Origin of the sequence: Burkholderia sp. Bp8963 (assembly GCF_003854275.1) — a bacterium.
GTDB lineage: Bacteria > Pseudomonadota > Gammaproteobacteria > Burkholderiales > Burkholderiaceae > Burkholderia.
This window is the reverse complement of sequence record NZ_QTQP01000067.1, coordinates 1-17,117: the sequence shown is the minus strand read 5'-3', so window position 1 is coordinate 17,117 and position 17,117 is coordinate 1. Positions and strand designations below refer to the sequence as shown.

20 protein-coding genes and 2 pseudogenes are annotated in these 17,117 nt (G+C 62.0%); 11 read left to right on the top strand and 11 right to left on the bottom strand.

Annotated elements, in window-relative coordinates; translation table 11 throughout:
* Window position 1 precedes the first annotated feature (1 nt).
* From DID96_RS33420 to DID96_RS33410, 3 genes are all read right to left on the bottom strand, one after another.
* Window positions 2-1,462, bottom strand: a complete 1,461-nt coding sequence (locus DID96_RS33420) for a DUF3375 domain-containing protein (RefSeq protein ID WP_124603472.1) — start codon at window positions 1,460-1,462, stop codon at window positions 2-4.
* Window positions 1,463-1,592: 130 nt separating this feature from the next.
* Window positions 1,593-1,979 carry a type II toxin-antitoxin system RelE/ParE family toxin gene (locus DID96_RS33415; protein WP_124603471.1) on the bottom strand — a complete coding sequence of 129 codons (387 nt, stop codon included), beginning with the start codon at window positions 1,977-1,979 and terminating at the stop codon, window positions 1,593-1,595.
* Between the two features lie 15 nt (window positions 1,980-1,994).
* On the bottom strand, window positions 1,995-2,297 hold the full coding sequence (locus DID96_RS33410) for a type II toxin-antitoxin system Phd/YefM family antitoxin (RefSeq protein WP_124603470.1): 303 nt from the start codon (window positions 2,295-2,297) through the stop codon (window positions 1,995-1,997).
* A gap of 85 nt (window positions 2,298-2,382) precedes the next feature.
* Between DID96_RS33410 and DID96_RS33405 the strand changes: the two are divergent.
* Window positions 2,383-2,541 (top strand): annotated as a pseudogene (locus DID96_RS33405) (IS3 family transposase); the annotation flags it as partial.
* Window positions 2,542-2,569: 28 nt separating this feature from the next.
* A complete protein-coding gene (locus DID96_RS33400; RefSeq protein WP_124603469.1) occupies window positions 2,570-2,764 on the top strand; it encodes a type II toxin-antitoxin system VapB family antitoxin in 195 nt (64 codons plus the stop codon).
* A 112-nt stretch (window positions 2,765-2,876) separates the two neighbouring features.
* Here the strand turns inward: DID96_RS33400 and DID96_RS33390 are convergent, their stop codons facing one another.
* From DID96_RS33390 to DID96_RS33360, 7 genes are all read right to left on the bottom strand, one after another.
* Complete coding sequence (locus tag DID96_RS33390; RefSeq protein ID WP_124603468.1) at window positions 2,877-3,266, bottom strand: carboxymuconolactone decarboxylase family protein; 390 nt, start codon at window positions 3,264-3,266, stop codon at window positions 2,877-2,879.
* Window positions 3,267-3,390: 124 nt separating this feature from the next.
* The gene (locus tag DID96_RS33385) at window positions 3,391-4,803 is read right to left on the bottom strand and encodes a cytosine permease (RefSeq protein WP_124603467.1); all 1,413 of its coding nucleotides are present in this window, start codon (window positions 4,801-4,803) and stop codon (window positions 3,391-3,393) included.
* 112 nt (window positions 4,804-4,915) lie between these two features.
* Window positions 4,916-6,385, bottom strand: a complete 1,470-nt coding sequence (locus DID96_RS33380) for an aldehyde dehydrogenase (RefSeq protein WP_124603466.1) — start codon at window positions 6,383-6,385, stop codon at window positions 4,916-4,918.
* Window positions 6,386-6,397: 12 nt separating this feature from the next.
* Complete coding sequence (locus DID96_RS33375) at window positions 6,398-7,435, bottom strand: LLM class flavin-dependent oxidoreductase (protein ID WP_124603465.1); 1,038 nt, start codon at window positions 7,433-7,435, stop codon at window positions 6,398-6,400.
* Between the two features lie 11 nt (window positions 7,436-7,446).
* Window positions 7,447-8,382, bottom strand: coding sequence for a flavin reductase (locus DID96_RS33370; protein ID WP_124603464.1), 936 nt, complete (start codon window positions 8,380-8,382; stop codon window positions 7,447-7,449).
* 1 nt (window position 8,383) lies between these two features.
* A complete protein-coding gene (locus DID96_RS33365) occupies window positions 8,384-9,202 on the bottom strand; it encodes an alpha/beta fold hydrolase (protein WP_124603463.1) in 819 nt (272 codons plus the stop codon).
* Window positions 9,171-9,773 carry an amino acid synthesis family protein gene (locus tag DID96_RS33360; protein WP_124603462.1) on the bottom strand — a complete coding sequence of 201 codons (603 nt, stop codon included), beginning with the start codon at window positions 9,771-9,773 and terminating at the stop codon, window positions 9,171-9,173. The genes DID96_RS33365 and DID96_RS33360 overlap by 32 nt, the downstream gene beginning before the upstream one ends.
* A gap of 110 nt (window positions 9,774-9,883) precedes the next feature.
* On the opposite strand from DID96_RS33360, the gene DID96_RS33355 reads away from it, so the two are divergent.
* The 3 genes and pseudogenes from DID96_RS33355 to DID96_RS33340 form a co-directional block, all read left to right on the top strand.
* Window positions 9,884-10,174 (top strand): DUF1330 domain-containing protein, encoded by a 291-nt coding sequence (locus DID96_RS33355; protein ID WP_124603461.1) that lies wholly within the window; start codon window positions 9,884-9,886, stop codon window positions 10,172-10,174.
* Window positions 10,175-10,296: 122 nt separating this feature from the next.
* Window positions 10,297-10,983 (top strand): GntR family transcriptional regulator, encoded by a 687-nt coding sequence (locus DID96_RS33350; protein WP_124603460.1) that lies wholly within the window; start codon window positions 10,297-10,299, stop codon window positions 10,981-10,983.
* Between the two features lie 265 nt (window positions 10,984-11,248).
* Window positions 11,249-11,680 (top strand): annotated as a pseudogene (locus DID96_RS33340) (flavin reductase); the annotation flags it as partial.
* A gap of 73 nt (window positions 11,681-11,753) precedes the next feature.
* On the opposite strand, the gene DID96_RS39205 reads toward DID96_RS33340, so the two are convergent.
* Window positions 11,754-11,981 carry a hypothetical protein gene (locus DID96_RS39205; protein ID WP_260464107.1) on the bottom strand — a complete coding sequence of 76 codons (228 nt, stop codon included), beginning with the start codon at window positions 11,979-11,981 and terminating at the stop codon, window positions 11,754-11,756.
* Between DID96_RS39205 and DID96_RS33335 the strand changes: the two genes are divergently transcribed.
* From DID96_RS33335 to DID96_RS33310, 6 genes are all read left to right on the top strand, one after another.
* Window positions 11,896-12,912, top strand: a complete 1,017-nt coding sequence (locus tag DID96_RS33335; protein WP_260464106.1) for an ABC transporter substrate-binding protein — start codon at window positions 11,896-11,898, stop codon at window positions 12,910-12,912. The genes DID96_RS39205 and DID96_RS33335 overlap by 86 nt on opposite strands.
* 96 nt (window positions 12,913-13,008) lie before the next feature.
* Window positions 13,009-13,893, top strand: coding sequence for an ABC transporter permease (locus tag DID96_RS33330; protein ID WP_124603457.1), 885 nt, complete (start codon window positions 13,009-13,011; stop codon window positions 13,891-13,893).
* Window position 13,894: 1 nt separating this feature from the next.
* Window positions 13,895-14,689 carry an ABC transporter permease gene (locus DID96_RS33325; RefSeq protein WP_124603456.1) on the top strand — a complete coding sequence of 265 codons (795 nt, stop codon included), beginning with the start codon at window positions 13,895-13,897 and terminating at the stop codon, window positions 14,687-14,689.
* Window positions 14,690-14,705: 16 nt separating this feature from the next.
* Complete coding sequence (locus DID96_RS33320) at window positions 14,706-15,794, top strand: ABC transporter ATP-binding protein (RefSeq protein WP_124603455.1); 1,089 nt, start codon at window positions 14,706-14,708, stop codon at window positions 15,792-15,794.
* Window positions 15,795-15,808: 14 nt separating this feature from the next.
* Entirely contained in the window at window positions 15,809-16,516 is a 708-nt protein-coding gene (locus DID96_RS33315; protein WP_124603454.1) for a GntR family transcriptional regulator, read from the top strand.
* Window positions 16,517-16,657: 141 nt separating this feature from the next.
* Window positions 16,658-17,117: aldehyde dehydrogenase family protein (locus DID96_RS33310; protein ID WP_124603453.1), on the top strand; the 460-nt coding region annotated here is incomplete at its 3' end.

Below are 17,117 nucleotides of genomic sequence, written 5' to 3'. Positions count from 1 at the left end.
TCTACCTTGTGAAAATCACGCGCGGCATGGTCGCACGCTTGACGATTACTGTTCCGTTGGCGTCGTTCGCCTGCCATTCGATGGTATCGGAGATGGTTTCGTCGACGGTCGCCCGAAATGATCCCGCGTCGGCGCTCAGTTGCATATAGGCGACGAGCTCGGCGAGCCCATGCGCGAGCGGCTGTGAAGCAGCCAATTCGGCCAGCGTCACTTGCGGCCGATCCTGGAGACAGCGGCGGATGTGGCCTGCGAGGCGCGCGCGATCGACGACGATCTGCGTATAGAGTGCCGAGGAATCGAGGTCCGCCTCGCCGGACTCGAGTGCGACGTTGGCGATGAGAGGGCGCAGCGCCGGCATGTAAAGCGGGCGCTCCATCGGCAGCTCGATGTCGGCGGATGCGGTCTCGATCTCCATGACGGGGCCTGGCGGAGGCGCTTCGCGCAGCGCAAGCGCTTTCGCTTCGATACCACGCAGAATGTCCATGATGCGGCGGTTTTCGAGCCACGCTTGATCGTCGAGGAAGCGTCGAAGCTGCTGCGAGAGCTGAGCAACCGTGCGTTGCGTATGTTCGCCCGCTTCCAGCCAGTCATAGTGGACGCGCCGCATGCGCGCGTCGGGCCGCATTTCCAGGATCGCGGGCAACTCGAGCACGCGCCCGAGCCGTTCCGAGAGTTCCTCTTGACGGCGGCTCGACATCAGGAAATCCCAAAACGCCCGGAAGCTGCTGCCCTGATCCGAATCGGCGATCGCGTCGCGCTCGCCCATGATCTCCTCGATGAGCGCGCCCTTCGATCCTTCCCAGAGCGCGATTCGCTCGCGTACATGCCGGTCCAGCAACCGAAAGTTCTGTTCGACTTCGCGGAAGTCGGTGAGCAGTTCGCGCGCCATCTGCGTGAATTGCTGAAAGCGGTCCTTGAGCGCGGCATCGTCGAGCAGCCGAACGTCACCCGCCTCCACGCGAGCGATTTCTTCGTCGACCTGGCTGCGCCGCGCGTGGAGCTCGGCAAGACGCTTTTCCGGGTCTGCCTCGCTACCTTCGCCCATCTGCCGCAGCAGTTCGAAAAGTGTCAAGAGCCGCGATTCCGTGCCGACAAAGCTGCGCTCCGTCAGTGTGCCGAGCCACGCGATCGCTTTCTCCGCGGCGGGGGTCAGGTCGAACTGCGGTTCATCCGAGCCTGGGCGATAGAACTTGCGTAGCCATCCCTTTTCGGGGCCGGCCCAGTCGTTCAGATACTCGAGCGCGGGCTTCGGGAAAGCGCCTTCGCCAAGCTGTTCGCGCAATCCGTAAAGCTCGTCCTCGAGTGCTTCGGCAAGAACGGGAGCCGCCACCACGCGGACGTTTGGTGCGACGAATACGCGGTGCAGGAAACTGACCGCCAGCGGTGCATGATCGGAGCGTAACAGGCGCCACGCGGGGTGGCGCGTGCGCAGCGCATCGAGTGTCGGGTAGTCGAGGGGCATCGGTGCGAGATGATGGGTGCGGCACCCCGGGCGAGATCGCCGGATGTGGCTGGAAAGGCCATTATCCTACCCCGACTGTCATCCCGATTTGCAAGGCCCCGCTCTGGAATGATTCTCGCCGGCTATCCGCTCACGCCGGCCAGTGACTTGCCAAATCAAACGACAATTGCCGTTGGTGGCGAATGGATAGCAGATACACCGTGCCCGTGATTTGCGCATACAGCAGCAGGTAGTGCGCCGTTACGTACTCGCGTAATTCGCTGCCTTCGGCAATGACGTCGAGTTGTCTGGTCAGACGGGCAATGCCGTTGCCTGCCTCAACGGAGCGGGCAGGCCGTTCGAGAAACAAACGGCCCATGCCGGGAAAGCGTTCCAGATTAGGGATGACGGTATCTGTCAGTTCGTCGAGCAGCGCATCAAACGCTTGCGAAGTTTCGGCTTCCAGCAGGAACGCTTCGATTTCTTCAAGGTTCTGCTCGAAGTTGGCGGTGAGCTTGACGGTATGGAGGGCTGTCACGGGCGAATCAGCCAGTTAGCCGGCTGCTTTGGTGGCGCGGCGGCGCTTGATGGCAGAAAGGGTGCTGCGAGCATCTTTCACATTGGCCGCAGATACGTCAGCCAAGCCCTTGCGGGCGTCTTCTATCAGCAACAGGTGGATGCGTTCGCGTTCCAGCGCGTGGTAGTAATCCAGCCGCTGGGCGTCGATGATGGCAACGTAGCTTTCGCCGTTTTTCGTGACGATTTTTTCCGCCCCGGCCTTCACCTGGTCGGCCAGTTCAGACAGATTGGTCCGGGCTTGGGACAGCGGAATCACATCACTGGCCGAGATGGACATGGCTTTCTCCGTATGCGGTGATTTTGTACAAAAGTTTGTACATTATACTACATTTCATCCTGTGCCGCGAAGGTCATGGTTGCCGATGGCGACGGACTTCGTTATGGATGCACTTGAACAGGCGCAGCACGCCCGCCAACCGGGCGCGGAAGGCGCTTTGATCGACCACTCCGACTGAGGGGCTAAATATGTCAGCATACGTTACAGCGAACGGTTGGCTGAGGCCGGCGTCGAGCCGACGATAACTATCTAGCGACACCGCGAAGTATGCCATGCGTACCAACATTGAAATCGACGACGAGTTGATGGCCGAGGCACTTGCCGCGACCGGTGTCAAAACCAAGCGGGAAGCCGTCGAGCTCGGTCTGAAGACGATCATCAGGCTCAAACAGCAAGAGCAGATTCGCCAGTTCCGCGGAAAACTCCACTGGGAAGGTGATCTCGCCGCCATGAGGACCGATCGATGACGCTCGTGGATTCGAGCGTCTGGATTGATTATTTCCGTGGCAAGGTTTCGCCGGATACCGACAAGCTTGATGCTTTGCTGGGGAAGGAGGCGCTGCTTTCAGCCATCGACGCTCACTTCAACACCCCTTCGGCCACCAGCACTTCGTGTGCAGCCTTGAATGCACTCAGGCCATGCGGGATGCCCGAGTATGCGGTTGCATGCAAAAGCGTCGCCTTGATTTCATCGACGCTCACACCGGTGTTGAGCGCACCCTTGACGTGCAGCTTGAGTTCGTTGGTATGACCCGCAGCAGTCAACATCGCGAGGTTGAGCAGGCTGCGCGTCTTGCGATCGAGCGTCTCGTCGCCCCATGCCCATCCCCAGACCCATGCAGTCGTTGCGCGCTGGAACGCCATCATGAAGGCATCGGCCTTTTCCATCGAAGCATCGACATAGTCGGCGCCGAGCACCTCCCGGCGAATCGGCATGCCTTTCTGAAACAGCGCATCGTCTTCGTTCATGATTCAAATCCTCTGTTGACGCCAGTGCGTCTTTAAAAGCCTGTTGCCACCGGTTGCACGAGATGGGAGAACCGGACTCGTGCGCCATTGCGCGCCGGACCGCACCGACGAGCGTTTACCCCATTCATTCCAGCGCCTCGGCGGCTGCCGGACACCTGCGGCGGAAATGCGAAGCGTCCTTCGACGCAAACAGATAGCAGGCCAGCGCAGTGACGACGAGTCCCACCATCCACGAGACGTCCGCACCACCGAGGATCGATGCCCAGGGGCCGTGGAAAAAACGCTCTTCCATAAACGGCACCTGGATTGCAATGCCGAACACGTAGATCGCAATGGCCTTGAAATTGAACGATCCGTACACGCCGCCATGGCTGCTGATGATTTCCGCGACCCGATAGTGCCGGTTGTTGACGAGATAGAAGTCGATCAGATTGATCGCAATCCAGGGCGCCAGAACGATACGCATCGCGAAGATCGCGTTGAGGAAGATGGCGATGAAGTTGCTCGATGCCCACAGCGCAGTAGCGGTCGACGCTACCAGCAGGACCGTCGATACGACGACGCGAACGCTTCGGCCGGGAACCCAGTGGGGACGGAAAGTCTGCGCGGCGGTGATGAAGGACAGCACCGCGCCATACAGATTCATCCCGTTGTGGCCGATGATATTGACCAGAAAAAGAAAGATCAGCACGTAGCCGAACACGCCGGTCTGATCGCGGATCGCCTGCATCGCGTCCGTGGAGTGCCCGGTGCTGACGGCCAGCACGCCGAACAGGAACGCGAAGATCGTGCCCAGCGACGTGCCGAAGTACGTATACGCAAAGGTCTTCGCGAAGCCGGTGGAAGCCGGAAGATAGCGCGAATAGTCGGACGTATAAGGAGCGAAACTGATCTGCCATACCGCGCACAGTCCGAACATCGCGAACCAGTTGGCGGGATCGAAATGGCCTTGCTGGAAGATCCGGGCGTCGAGGCTCGGCGCCATCAGCGCGATGCCGACGAGGAGTGCGCCGCCCATGAACCAAGCGCCCACCTTGTTGAAGCGATGAATGAAGTGACAGCCGATCACGCCAACCAGCGTCGCGAGCACGGCGCCGATGACTGTCGCAACCGGTGCGGGAACCGAAGGCGCTGCCGTGTGGAGCGTCTTGCCCGCGAGGATAATGTTCGACACGAAGAAGCCGAGGTAAATCAGCGTGGTGAATCCCACCACCAGCAGAGACCCGTATCGACCGAACTGGGCCCGGCTCTGGATCATCTGCGGCACGCCTACCAGCGGTCCTTGCGCGGAGGTGAGGGCATGGAAAATCGCGCCGAAGAATTGCCCGGCCGCGATGGCGAAAATCGCGCTCACCAGATCGAGGTGGAACACCAGCACCGACGTGGCGCCGGAAATCACGGCCAGCGGCGCGACATTCGTGCAGAACCACAACGTGAACAGATCGGCGGGCTTTCCATGCCGAGCGTCCGAAGCAACATACTCGATCGAGTTGCTTTCGATGGCCAGAAGGTTGTTATCGTTTTCCGGGTGTTTCATTCCGTCTCCATCTTTTTATTGCCCGGCTATACCGGACCACGCGCGTTTTTGTGCGCGGCCCGGCGTAGCCTCTGCGGCTTTGAACCGGTACTGCGGGTGAATACGCCGTTGCTTAACGCATCACGAACGGATCGCTGATCGGCTCGTCCGACGTGCGAAGCCACACGGACTTCGTCGTCGTGTATTCGAGCGCGGCGCTCAGGCCACCTTCGCGGCCGTGTCCGGAAAGGCCGAAGCCGCCGAACGGCACGAGCGGCGAAACCGCCCGATAGGTGTTGATCCAGACGATGCCCGAGCGCACGCGCTTCGACACGCGGTGAGCACGCGTGAGGTTGGTCGTGAAAATGCCGGCTGCGAGACCATAGGCCGTGCTATTGGCTTTTTCGATCGCTTCCTGTTCGGAGTCGAACGTGTCCACCGACAGCACCGGGCCGAACAGTTCCGTCGTGATGCTGTCGGCATGTTCGACGCCGGTGCAGTCCAGAATCGTGGGCGCGTAGTAATACCCGTCGCGCTCCAGCTTCTTTGCGCCGGCGAGCACTTTGGCGCCTTGACGCACGGAGCTCGCGACGACCGCCTCGATGTTGCGAAGCTGCCGCTCGGTGCATAGCGGCCCGTACTCCGTGTCCATCTCGTTGGGCAAACCCACGCGAATACGCGAAACGCGTTCGATCAGCAGCGCAAGGAACCGCTCCTTGACGGAGGCCTCGATCAGCAGACGCGAACCCGCCACGCAGCTTTGGCCGCTCGCCGCGAAGATCGCGGCGACCTGTGCATTCACCGCGCTCTGAATATCGGTATCGGCGAAGACGATGAACGGCGACTTTCCGCCGAGCTCCAGCGAGACCTTGGCGAGATTGTTGGCCGTGTTCCTCACGATATGGCGCGCAGTCTCGGGGCCACCGGTGAAGGCGACCTTGTCCACGCCGGGGTGGCTGCTCAGCACCGCACCGCATTCCGGGCCGAAACCGGTAATGACGTTGACGACGCCCGCCGGAAATCCCGCCTCGTGCACGAGGCGCGCGAACTCGAGCAACGGACCTGGCGCTTCCTCGGACGCCTTGAGCACCACCGTGCAGCCGGCGGCGAGGGCCGGCCCGACCTTGACCGCGGACAGGAACAGCTGGCTGTTCCAGGGCACGATCGCGGCGACCACGCCGACGGGCTGCCGTTCGAGCCAGACCTGCATGTCGGGCTTGTCGACGGGGATGCTGCTGCCTTCGAGCTTGTCGGCAACGCCCGCGTAGTAGCGGTAATACTCGGCGACATAGGCGATCTGGCTCGACGTTTCCCGGATGATCTTGCCGGTATCGTTCGTTTCAATTTCAGCGAGTCGCGGCGCAGCCTGTTCGACGAGATCGGCGAGCTTGTACAGCAGCTTGCCGCGCGCCGATGCGGAAAGACCGGCCCAGCGCGGATCGGTCAGCGCGCGGCCGGCCGCCGTCACCGCGCGATTGACCTCGTCGGTGCGGGCTTCCGGCATCTGCGCCCACACGGTGCCGGTCGCGGGATTCACGCTGCCGAACGTCGCGGCGCCGGGCTCGAACCGGCCGTCGATATACAGCTGAAAATGCACATTCATGGCATCAGGACCTCATTGAAACGCCGGCATCACGTCATGGATCATCCGCTCGAGGGAAGCCTTCTTGCGCTCGAAGCTCATGCCGGTGTCGATCCAGAACGAGTACTCGTCGAAGCCGAGCGCTTCGTAAGCCTTCAGACGCGAAATGACCTCCGCGGGCGTGCCGATGACGTTGTTCTTGCGCATCGCGTCCGGCGTGTAGAACGGGTGAGCGGCGATTTCTTCGCTGCTCAGCGGCTTGATCATGCCGCGGCTGATCGGACGCTCGTTCTTGAACCACGCGCCAAAGTAGTTGTAGAACACGTTGACTTCGTCGGCGGCCAGTTGCGCGTCGTCCTCGCTGCTGGCCACATAGGTGTGACGCAGCAGCATGATCTGCGGGCGCGGCACGTTGCTGAACTTCTCGCACGCGGCGTTGAAGTGGCCGACGAGCTTCTCGACTTCCTCGTCGCCCAGGTGCAGCGGCGTGACCTGCACGTTGCAGCCGTTGGCCACGGCGAACTCGTGGCTGTTCGGGTCGCGCGCGGCCACCCAGATCGGCGGATGCGGTTGCTGCAGCGGCAGCGGCGACGAAGTCGTCGACGGGAATTTCCAGAACTCGCCTTCGTGCGCGTAATCGCCTTCCCACAGCTTCTTCACGGCCGGAATGAGTTCGCGCATGCGCTGGCCCGCGCCCCATGCATCGAGCCCCGGCATCAGGCGCTCGTATTCGAACGAGTAGGCGCCTCGCGCGATCCCGAGTTCGAGACGGCCGCCCGTGATGATGTCGGTCATCGCGGCTTCGCCGGCGAGCTTGATCGGATGCCAGAACGGTGCGATGACGGTGCCCGTGCCGAGCCGCACGCGCTTCGTCTTGTTCGCGAGATCGGCGAGATTGATGAACGGATTGGGCGCGATCGTGAAGTCCATGCCGTGGTGCTCGCCGGTCCAGACGGCGTGCATGCCGCCGCGATCGGCGATCTGGCACAGCTCGACCATCTCGTCGTACAGCTGCTTTTGGCTGGTCTGGTCGGAGACGCGCTCCATGTGAACGAAAAGCGAAAAACGCATGATGTGACCTTTCAGGAAAGAAGCGGGCGGACGGTGCCGGTGCTGTGGTCGCCGAAGTAGAGGCCGTAGCTCTTCAACTGGCTCTCCTTGCGATAGCGCCCGAGCATGCTGGCCAGTGCGCTGTCCTGGAACGCTTCGGTCTCGATGTCGTCGAGGCTCACGAATTCGCCCGCGACGGCAACTTCGTCCGGTGCGCTGCAGAGGAACGAGATGTACTGGTAGTGCGTTTCAGTATTGTTGTAGACCGAATAGATGAAGCTTGCCGATGCGTCCGGCTGGTATTGCCTGAAGATGTCGGTGAGCGCCTTGTCGGCGCCTTCGTTGCCGATCTCCTTCGCAGGCAGTGCCCACTTGTTGTCGGCAGACTTGACCATGAGCACTTTGTCGTCACGCGTGATGATCGCGCTCACGATGACCTTCGGCCCGGCGATGACTTCGGCCGACAGCTTGGCTGGCGTGAAATAGCCGCCGCGGTAGTAGCCGAGGCCCGCATACCCTGCTGAATGGAACGCCTCGACCTTGCCGATAAGGAGTGCGTGATCGCCCGCATCGATCACCGCGTGCGTCGTGCAGTCGAACCATGCGCTGACGCCGTCGATGAGCGGATTGCGCTGGGCGCTTAGGTGCCAGTCGACCTTCGCGAAGCGATCGTCGCTGGGCCGGGCAAAGGTGTTGGACAGTTCCTTTTGCCCTTCGGCGAGGATATTGATCGCGAAATGGCCCGTGGTGGAAAACGTCTGGAAATTGCTCGACGTCTTCGCGATGCTCACGAGCAGCAGCGCGGGGTCCAATGACACGGACGAGAACGAATTCGCTGTGAAGCCGAGCGGCTGGCCATCGTCGCGAGCCGTGGTGACGATCGTCACGCCGGTCATGAACGCGCCGAACGCATCGCGCAACTCCCGCGTATTGATCGTCGGGGCTTCCTGGCTGGTTGCTTGGCTCATATCACACTTCCGATTTCAGGTTTACCGCCTGTGGCTCGGTCTGCAACCAGGCACGCAGGGCGCGATTGACTTCTTCGGGCGCCGTGAGGTTCACCATGTGGCGCTCGTTCTCGATCACGACGGCCTTACCGTCATGCGCAGCCTGCGCCATCTGCATGGCCATCTCCGGTGTCGAATTCGGGTCATCCGACCCGGTGAGCACCAGAGCCGGGCAGGCAATCCTGTGCCAGCCGTCGGCATACACGTCGTCGCCCTTCGCGAACGCCGTGTACGCCGTGGCGTAGCCCGCCAGGTCGACGGACTGCAGCCATGATTCGACCTTTTGCGCAGCGGCTTGCTGTGCTTCCTCGGCATTGAACCAGCGTCGCAGCGGGGTTTCCACGTCGATGGTTCCCGAGCGCAGTTCGGCGGCGCGTTGCAGGACGGCTTCGCGCGCCTCCGCCGTGCGGCGGTACACGCCATTCAGGACTGCCACGCGTTTGACAAGATCAGGCCGCGTGACGGCAACGCCGGCGGCAATCAGCGAGCCCATCGAGTGGCCGGCCAGGTTGACGGGGCCGACCTGAAGCGCTTCGATGAACTCGATCGCCCACTGCACGAACTGCTGCAGGTCGGCGTCGGCGTCGAGCGCGTCGCTCGTGCCGTGGCCCGGCATGTCGACCGAGATCACGCGGAATTCGTGCGACAAGTCGTCGATTTGCGGATACCACGCACTCGCCTGCATGCCCACGCCGTGAATCAGGACCAACGGTTCGCCGGCACCCTGATCGAGACAGTGGGCGATGCGGTTATTTGACAGCGGCAGGGTTCTTGACGTCATTTCCGAGCTCTGCGAGGTCTGTGTAGCGGTCGCCAATGCGGTGATGCGGACGGCCGGCGGTGGCGGCGCCAATGGCAATGACCAGTTCGTCGGCCGCCGGCGCGTCGGGAATCGCAAACTGGAGCGTCAGATAGTGCGAGCGGCGGCCCTCGTCGTTCTTGTCCATCATCGGGATCAGCAGCGGCGCATTGGCCGGGCCGCGGGTGTTGTTGAACGCGAGGTACGACTTCGCGCCGACGGCCGTGCGATAGGTGTTGCCGAAGTGCAGCGTGTGGATCAGCGCGGACGCATGCTCGATTTCACCGTCGAGGCCGACGATCGCACTCTTGCCGAACGCTTCGACGGCTTCGCCCGAACCGGCTTCGTCGAGGATCAGCTTGGTCAGGTGTTCGCTGAGTTGCGGCGCGAGCGCGCGAATCTCCGGCGACAGATCCTCGACATAACCGCGGCCTGCCCACGGGTTCTTGATCACAGCGGCCGCCCCGATCATCTTCAGCGGCTTTGCAGCGACCCTGTCGCCATCGACGTAGACGGTTTCGACATGGAGGACGGATTTCCGAATCAGGCTCATGGCACCTTCCTTTCGTGCGTTGATTGTGGAGTTTATTGTGGTATACCATGTTACGGCATGCCATGAGTGTTAACCCTTGCCGGAAAAATTCTCGAGAGTGGAGGTGGAAAATGACTGCGTACTGGATTGCTCACGTGACGGTGCTTGATCCCGCGAAATACAAGGACTACACGGAAATCGCGCCGCAGGCGTTCAAGAAGTTCGGCGCCGTGTTCCTGGCGCGAGGAGGCGCGTCGCAGGTTCTGGAGGGGGAGTCGTTCGAGCGCCACGTGGTGATCCGGTTTGCCGATATGCAAACGGCGCTCGCCTGCTATCACTCGCCCGAATATCAGGCGGCCAAGTCAAAGCGGGACGGGCATTGCAGGGCGCAGGTCGCGATCGTCGAGGGCCTGGGGGACTGATGACGCTACGACGCCGTCGATATGGAAAGCGCGATGACAGTTAGGTCATAATATGGCATTCCATGTCTGCAGCCGGCTCGTGCCTGGTTGCAGGCCAAATATCCGTTTCCAGAGTGCCGCCCATGCAAGACCTCAAAATCGACCGCAATGCCAAGACCTTGCGCGAACTGACGCTCGACAAACTGCGCGGTGCGATCGTCCAAGGGTATTTCCGGCCGGGCGCGCGCCTCGTCGAGCGCACGCTGTGCGATGAGCTCGGCGTGAGCCGCACGGTGGTGCGCGAGGTGCTGAGACATCTGGAGACCGAAGGGCTGGTCGAGACCGTGTCGCGACAAGGGCCCGTCGTGGCGCGGCTCGATCCGGCGCAAGTGGGCGAGATCTATGAGTTGCGCGGCCTGCTCGAAGCCAATGCCGCGCGAGCATGTGCCGAGAGCGCGACGCCCGAAGTCGTGCAGCAACTGCGCGAGACCCGCGCAATTATCGAAGATGCGTTCGAAAAGCGAGAGCTGCCGCGCGTGCTCGAGTACACCGAGCGCTTCTACGAAACGCTGTTCGAAGCCGCCGGGAAGCAGGTGTCGCTGACGGTCGTCAAGACACTGAACGCGCGCATCAACCGGTTGCGCGCGCTGACCATCGCGATGCCGGGGCGCGGCGGCGACTCGAACAGCGAGATGAACCGGTTGCTCGACGCAATCGAGCGGCGCGATGGCGACGCGGCTTCGGCAGCGTCGGCCGCACACATCAAGCGGGTTTCCGAGCTGGCGTTGTCGGCGCTCGCCCAACAGGACGAGGCCGCGGGCGATCGCTAAGGGGTTTCGCAGCGCGAGATTCGACGCGCGTGGTTTGACATGGAAGGCCGCCGGCACAAAACGCCGGCGGCCTTTTGTTTTGCCTGCTGATTCGACTCATGGTATTCCATAATACGATGGTCGTTGTTGTGAGTCATAAGATGGAATACCATAATCTCATCAGGTAACGCAGCGATCACGGGAGAACGCCATGGCTGAGTCGATGACCGGACAAACCGCGGAAGAGGTGTTCGACACGCTCGGGTTCCGCCGCGCGCTCGGCGCGCGCGCCCATGTGGGCGCGATTCTGGAACATCGCGACGGGCTTGTGCTCGTTGACACGGCGCAAGGTCTGCGGTTGCCGACCGGCATCACGCTCGAGCCGGCGAGTGACCCGGCGAGCCTGCGCGGCGTGCTCGCGAAGCTCGGCCTCAACGCGCATCTCGACTTCCTGTTTGCCGTGTTCGAGGCGGGCGGCGAGCGGGAGCCGGGCGTACACATCTATTACCGCGGTCGCGTGATTCACACCGGTTCGCCCTGGTTCGACGACAGCATCCGCATCGTGCCGCTCTGGCAGATCCCGTGGAACGAAATCACCGACGCCGCCGTGCGTTCAATGCTCGAACGCTATGTGCGCGAACGCAGACAGGACGCGTACGGCATTTATGTCGGCGATACGGAAGCCGGAACGGTGCAGACGCTTGCACTTGCGCATTGAGGGCCTCTGCCGAAATCTGAGCGCCACGCGTGAGCTGCACTGGAGCGACGCGGCGAAGAGATGAAAAACAAGATCATGAAGCCGGCGCGGCTTGCGCCGCCGGCCTGAATACGTGTTTTTGAATGGCCACCGTCCCGGTGGTGGCGACGCGCAACCGTTTCCCTTGGAGAGAGACCATGAGCAGCAGAGGCATCCCACGTTTTGTATCGTCGCGTTTGGCATACTTCGCACCTTTGGCCGCACTCTGCGCGACGACGCTGGCCGTTGCACCGGCATCGGCCGCGGAGCCGATCGTGTTCACGAGCTGGGGCGGCACGACACAATCGTCGCAACAAAAGGATTGGGCGCAGCCCTTCACGCAGGCGAGCGGCGTCAACGTGCTGATGGACGGACCGACCGACTACGGCAAGCTCAAGGCGATGGTCGACAGCGGTAACGTCAACTGGGACGTGGTGGACGTGGAGGGCGACTTCGCCTACGCGGCCGCGCAGGCTGGTCTGGTCGAGCCGATCGATTACTCGGTGGTGAAGAAGGACGACCTCGACTCGCGTTTCTCGACGAGCCATGCGGTGGGAAGCTTCTACTATTCGTTCGTGCTTGGCTTCAACAAGTCGAGCTTCAAGGGCGCGCAACCGCAGTCGTGGGCCGACCTGTTCGATACGAAGAAATTCCCCGGCAAGCGCACGCTCTACAAGTGGTCCGCGCCCGGCGTACTCGAAATCGCGCTTCTGGCCGACGGCGTGCCGGCGAACAAGCTCTATCCGCTCGACCTCGATCGAGCGTTCAAGAAGCTCGACACGATCAAGGGCAACATCGTGTGGTGGAGCGGCGGCGCGCAATCGCAGCAACTGCTCGCGTCCGGCGAGGCGCCGATGGGCATGTTCTGGAACGGGCGCCTGCATGCCCTCGCGCAGACCGGCGTACCTGTCGGCATTTCGTGGAACCAGAACCTGACGGCTGCCGACATGCTCGTGATTCCCAAGGGCGCGAAGCACAAGGCCGAAGCGATGAAGTTCCTCGCGGCGGCCACGAATGCCCAGGCGCAGGCGAAGTTCGCGGCGGATACGGGTTACGCGCCGGTCAACGTGAAGTCGGCGGCGATGATGCCCGCCGCGGTGGCGAAAACGTTGCCGGATCAATATAAGGACTCGCAGATCAACCTGGATATGAAGTACTGGGCCGATCATCGCGATGCAATTGCGAAGCGCTGGTATGCGTGGCAATCGAAGTAGTCCGAATCGAAGTCATCGCAATCGAAGCAGGCATGCGTCGACCCGGCGATGACGCAGGCGGCGCATAGCAGAAACAGGAGAAATGCAGGAGACACCATGCCAAACGTTCTGAGTTCCGTCGCGCATCCACCGGCGAAGACCACACGCCGGCGGCCCGACTGGCGCAACATCCGCTTGTTGGTCCCGGCGATGTTGCTTCTCGCGATTTTCTTCTTGCTGCCCGTGCTGTCGCTGCTGTTGCGTAGCGTGCTCGAGCCCGCGCCCGGCTTGCAAAACTACGTGCAGCTGCTCGGTTCGACCACGTACTTGCGCGTGTTCGGGAACACGTTTCTGGTCGCGACCGTCGTGACGGTGGTGACCGTCGCGATCGGTTTTCCGACGGCCTGGCTGCTCGCAATCGCGCCACGAAAGTTGAGTTCGATACTGTTCTCGATCCTGCTGCTGTCCATGTGGACCAACCTGCTGGCACGTACGTTTGCGTGGATGGTCCTGCTGCAGGCAACTGGCCCGATCAACCGGATGTTGATGGCGATCGGCATCATCAACGAGCCGCTGGCGCTGGTGAACAACCTTGTCGGCGTGACGATCGGCATGACCTACATCATGCTTCCGTTCCTGGTGATGCCGCTGCATGCGACGCTGCGCAGCATCGACCCGTCCACGCTGCGAGCGGCGGCGGTTTGCGGCGCGAGCCGCTGGCAGGCCTTCTGGCGCATCCTCGTCCCGCTCGCGATGCCCGGCATTGCGTCGGGCGCGTTGATGGTATTCGTGATGGCGCTCGGCTACTTCGTGACACCCGCGTTGCTCGGCGGCGCGCAATACATGATGCTGGCCGAACTCATCGCGCAACTCGTTCAACAACTGCTGAACTGGGGGCTTGCCGGCGCAGCCGCACTGGTGCTGCTCGCGGTGACGCTTTCGCTTTATGGGCTTCAGCTGCGCTTCACGGGTGCAGCGCGTGCCGGTATGGGAGGTCGCTGACATGTTGCTGGATTTCGACCGTCTGGGTGCGTTGCGCTGGCTGTTGCTGGCAGTCGGTGGCGCGGTCACCCTGTTTCTTCTGCTCCCGATCCTGTTCATTGTCGCGCTGTCATTCGGCGATTCGCAGTGGCTGATCTTCCCGCCCCCGGGCTGGACGCTGGATTGGTACCGCCAGTTGTTCACCGATGCAGGCTGGCTCGATTCGCTGATGACGAGCGCCAAGCTTGCAGTCATCGTGACCGTGCTGTCGGTGCTGATCGGCTTTCTCGCATCGCTGGCGCTGGTGCGCGGCAAGTTCCGTGGGCGCGCTGCCGTGCAGGCATTCTTCCTCACGCCGATGGTGCTGCCGGTGGTGGTGCTGGCCGTGGCGCTCTATGCATTCGTGCTGCGCGTTGGCCTGGACGGCACGATGACGGGCTTCGTGATTGGCCACCTGATCATCGCGTTGCCGTTCTCGATCATTTCGATCAGCAATTCCCTGGCGAGCTTCGACACCGCACTCGAAGACGCTGCGTTGATCTGCGGTGCGTCGCCGCTCGAAGTCAAGCTGCGCGTCACGATACCCGCGATTCGGCTGGGCTTGTTCGCGGCCGCGATCTTCTCGTTTCTCGCGTCATGGGACGAAGTGGTGGTATCGATCTTCATGTCGAGCCCGACCTTGCAGACGCTCCCCGTACGGATCTGGGCGACGCTGCGCCAGGACCTGACGCCTGTTGTCGCAGCAGCCTCTTCGCTGCTGGTCGGATTGACGACTGTTTTGATGTTGGCGGGCGCGCTGCTGCGCCGCGCACGATAAATGAGGTGACCGAGCCATGACTGCCGCATTCCTGCAAATCCAGCGCCTGCGCAAGACCTACGACGATGTCGTCGCGATCGACCAGGTATCGCTCGATGTCCGAAAGGGCGAATTCATGACGTTCCTGGGGCCGTCGGGCTCAGGCAAGAGTACAACGCTTTATATCGTGGCCGGTTTTCAGGAGCCGACCGAGGGCCGGGTTTTGCTCGATGGCAAACCCCTCCTCTCTGTTGCGCCGAACAAACGCAATATCGGTATGGTGTTCCAGCGCTACACGCTGTTTCCGCATTTGACCGTGGGCCAGAACGTGGCATTTCCGTTACGGGTTCGCCGCCAGCCGGAATCGGAAATCAAGCAGAAGGTCGAGAAGATGCTGGAGCTCGTCCATCTTTCGGAGTTCCGCGACCGCATGCCGGCGCAGTTATCCGGCGGGCAGCAGCAACGCGTGGCGATCGCACGGGCGCTCGCCTATGATCCACCGGTTCTGCTGATGGACGAACCGCTGTCGGCCCTCGACAAGAAGTTGCGCGAGGAGATCCAGCTTGAACTGCGCCGCATTCATCAGGAAACCGGCGTCACCATTCTCTACGTGACGCACGACCAGGAGGAGGCGCTGCGCCTGTCGGACCGCATTGCCGTGTTCAACAAGGGTTGCATCGAGCAATGCGGCACGGGTGAGGAACTCTATGCCAATCCCGCTTCACGTTTTGTCGCAAACTTCATCGGCAATTCCAATTTTCTTCCGGTACGTGTCACATCGAGCAGCACGGCTCAATCGAGCGCCGTGTTTCCGAGTGGCCACGCAGTGGCAACCGCGGGCAATTCCGCCCTCGCCGTCGGCGGAGATGGCACGTTGATGGTTCGCCCCGAGCAGATGCGCATCCGTGCGGCCAATGCGGTGCAAGGCACGGTCGGCTTGCCGGTGACCGTTCGCGACATCACGTATCTTGGCGATGCGATGCATTATTCGGTAACGACTCCGTGGGAGCAGGAAATATCTGTCCGGATGCCTGCCGGCGATCATCGGGACAGCGGCATTGTCGTCGGTACGCATGCGCTGGTGGACTGGGACGCACGCGACGTGCGTCTGTTTGCGCAGGCATGAACCGGTAGTCGACGATGCACGAATCATTTCCATCCTTGAAGGTCGAGCGCAGCAAGACCACGCTGAGGGAGCTCGCCCTCGAGAAAATGCGCACGGCCATTCTTGACGCGCGCTTCCTGCCGGGCGATCGGCTTGTCGAGCGGACCTTGTGCGAAGAACTGGGTGTGAGCCGTACCGTCGTACGCGAGGTGTTGCGCCACCTGGAAGCGGAGGGGCTCGTCGACACGGTGCCTAACCAGGGGCCCATTGTCGCTGTGCTCGATCTCGACAGGGCAGCCGAGATCTACGAAATTCGGGGCTTGCTGGAGGGGGAGGCCGCTTCAGCGTGTGCGCGGTATGCCGATGAACGGACGATTGCGGATCTGGAAGAACTGATCGACCGGATCCGGGATGCATTCGAAAGTCAGGACTACCGCAGCGTTCGGACGCTTACCTCTTCCTTTTACGAGCGCATGTTCGTCGCAGGGAAAAAGCAGGTCGCGTGGGAAATCGTGCAGTCCCTGATGGCGCGGATCAACCGCCTGAGAGCGATGACGATTGCGTCGGACGACCGTGGGCGCCAGGCGGTTCAGGAGATGCGCCAGATTCTGTCGGCGATACGGGCCGGGAACGCGGCGGGTGCGCGCGAGGCCGCGATTGCACATGTCAGCAGGGTCGCCGAAATTGCCCGAACCCTGCTGGGGGAAGGGCACGAGCACGCAATGTGGAAACACGCTGGATGATGGCGTGCACCTGTCGATCAGGTTGACTGAATTTGCAATGCATGACCCGGCTTCGGAGCGTCGTGGCAGTCGACATGCCGCTCCGTGGCCGGATTTCATATTGGATCACCAATACATTTCTCTGCCAGGCAAGGAACGATAATGGAATTTGCAAGCTCGTTAAAGGATCCGGCGCTGTTTCGCCAGCAAGCATACGTGAACGGCCAATGGCAGGCCGCAGCGAGCGGCGAAACCTTCGAAGTCCTGGACCCGGCGACGGGAGGCGTCGTTGGTACTGTGCCGGCGATGGGCGCGGCCGAGACGCGCCAGGCGATCGACGCCGCGAACGCCGCTTGGCCGGCATGGCGCAAGAAGACCGCAAAGGAACGCGCGGCGATCCTGCGCAAGTGGCACGACCTGATGATGGAAAACGCCGACGACCTCGCGCTGATCCTGACGACCGAGCAAGGCAAGTCGCTGGCCGAAGCGAAGGGTGAGATCGGCTACGCGGCGTCGTTCCTCGAGTGGTTCGCGGAAGAAGGCAAGCGCGTGTACGGCGACACGATCCCGACGCCGGCGAACGACAAACGCATCGTCGTGACGAAGGAAGCGATCGGCGTGT

What these genes read in the sequence shown, in the direction of transcription:
- DID96_RS33375 (WP_124603465.1), bottom strand. Translation starts at nt 7,435, where the DNA reads ATGCGTTTTTCGCTTTTCGTTCACATGGAGCGCGTCTCCGACCAGACC.
- DID96_RS33420 (WP_124603472.1), bottom strand. Translation starts at nt 1,462, where the DNA reads ATGCCCCTCGACTACCCGACACTCGATGCGCTGCGCACGCGCCACCCC.
- DID96_RS33355 (WP_124603461.1), top strand. Translation starts at nt 9,884, where the DNA reads ATGACTGCGTACTGGATTGCTCACGTGACGGTGCTTGATCCCGCGAAA.
- DID96_RS33390 (WP_124603468.1), bottom strand. Translation starts at nt 3,266, where the DNA reads ATGAACGAAGACGATGCGCTGTTTCAGAAAGGCATGCCGATTCGCCGG.
- DID96_RS33400 (WP_124603469.1), top strand. Translation starts at nt 2,570, where the DNA reads ATGCGTACCAACATTGAAATCGACGACGAGTTGATGGCCGAGGCACTT.
- DID96_RS33350 (WP_124603460.1), top strand. Translation starts at nt 10,297, where the DNA reads ATGCAAGACCTCAAAATCGACCGCAATGCCAAGACCTTGCGCGAACTG.
- DID96_RS33385 (WP_124603467.1), bottom strand. Translation starts at nt 4,803, where the DNA reads ATGAAACACCCGGAAAACGATAACAACCTTCTGGCCATCGAAAGCAAC.
- DID96_RS33360 (WP_124603462.1), bottom strand. Translation starts at nt 9,773, where the DNA reads ATGAGCCTGATTCGGAAATCCGTCCTCCATGTCGAAACCGTCTACGTC.
- DID96_RS33380 (WP_124603466.1), bottom strand. Translation starts at nt 6,385, where the DNA reads ATGAATGTGCATTTTCAGCTGTATATCGACGGCCGGTTCGAGCCCGGC.
- DID96_RS33365 (WP_124603463.1), bottom strand. Translation starts at nt 9,202, where the DNA reads ATGACGTCAAGAACCCTGCCGCTGTCAAATAACCGCATCGCCCACTGT.
- DID96_RS33410 (WP_124603470.1), bottom strand. Translation starts at nt 2,297, where the DNA reads ATGTCCATCTCGGCCAGTGATGTGATTCCGCTGTCCCAAGCCCGGACC.
- DID96_RS33370 (WP_124603464.1), bottom strand. Translation starts at nt 8,382, where the DNA reads ATGAGCCAAGCAACCAGCCAGGAAGCCCCGACGATCAATACGCGGGAG.
- DID96_RS33330 (WP_124603457.1), top strand. Translation starts at nt 13,009, where the DNA reads ATGCCAAACGTTCTGAGTTCCGTCGCGCATCCACCGGCGAAGACCACA.
- DID96_RS33320 (WP_124603455.1), top strand. Translation starts at nt 14,706, where the DNA reads ATGACTGCCGCATTCCTGCAAATCCAGCGCCTGCGCAAGACCTACGAC.
- DID96_RS33325 (WP_124603456.1), top strand. Translation starts at nt 13,895, where the DNA reads ATGTTGCTGGATTTCGACCGTCTGGGTGCGTTGCGCTGGCTGTTGCTG.
- DID96_RS33315 (WP_124603454.1), top strand. Translation starts at nt 15,809, where the DNA reads ATGCACGAATCATTTCCATCCTTGAAGGTCGAGCGCAGCAAGACCACG.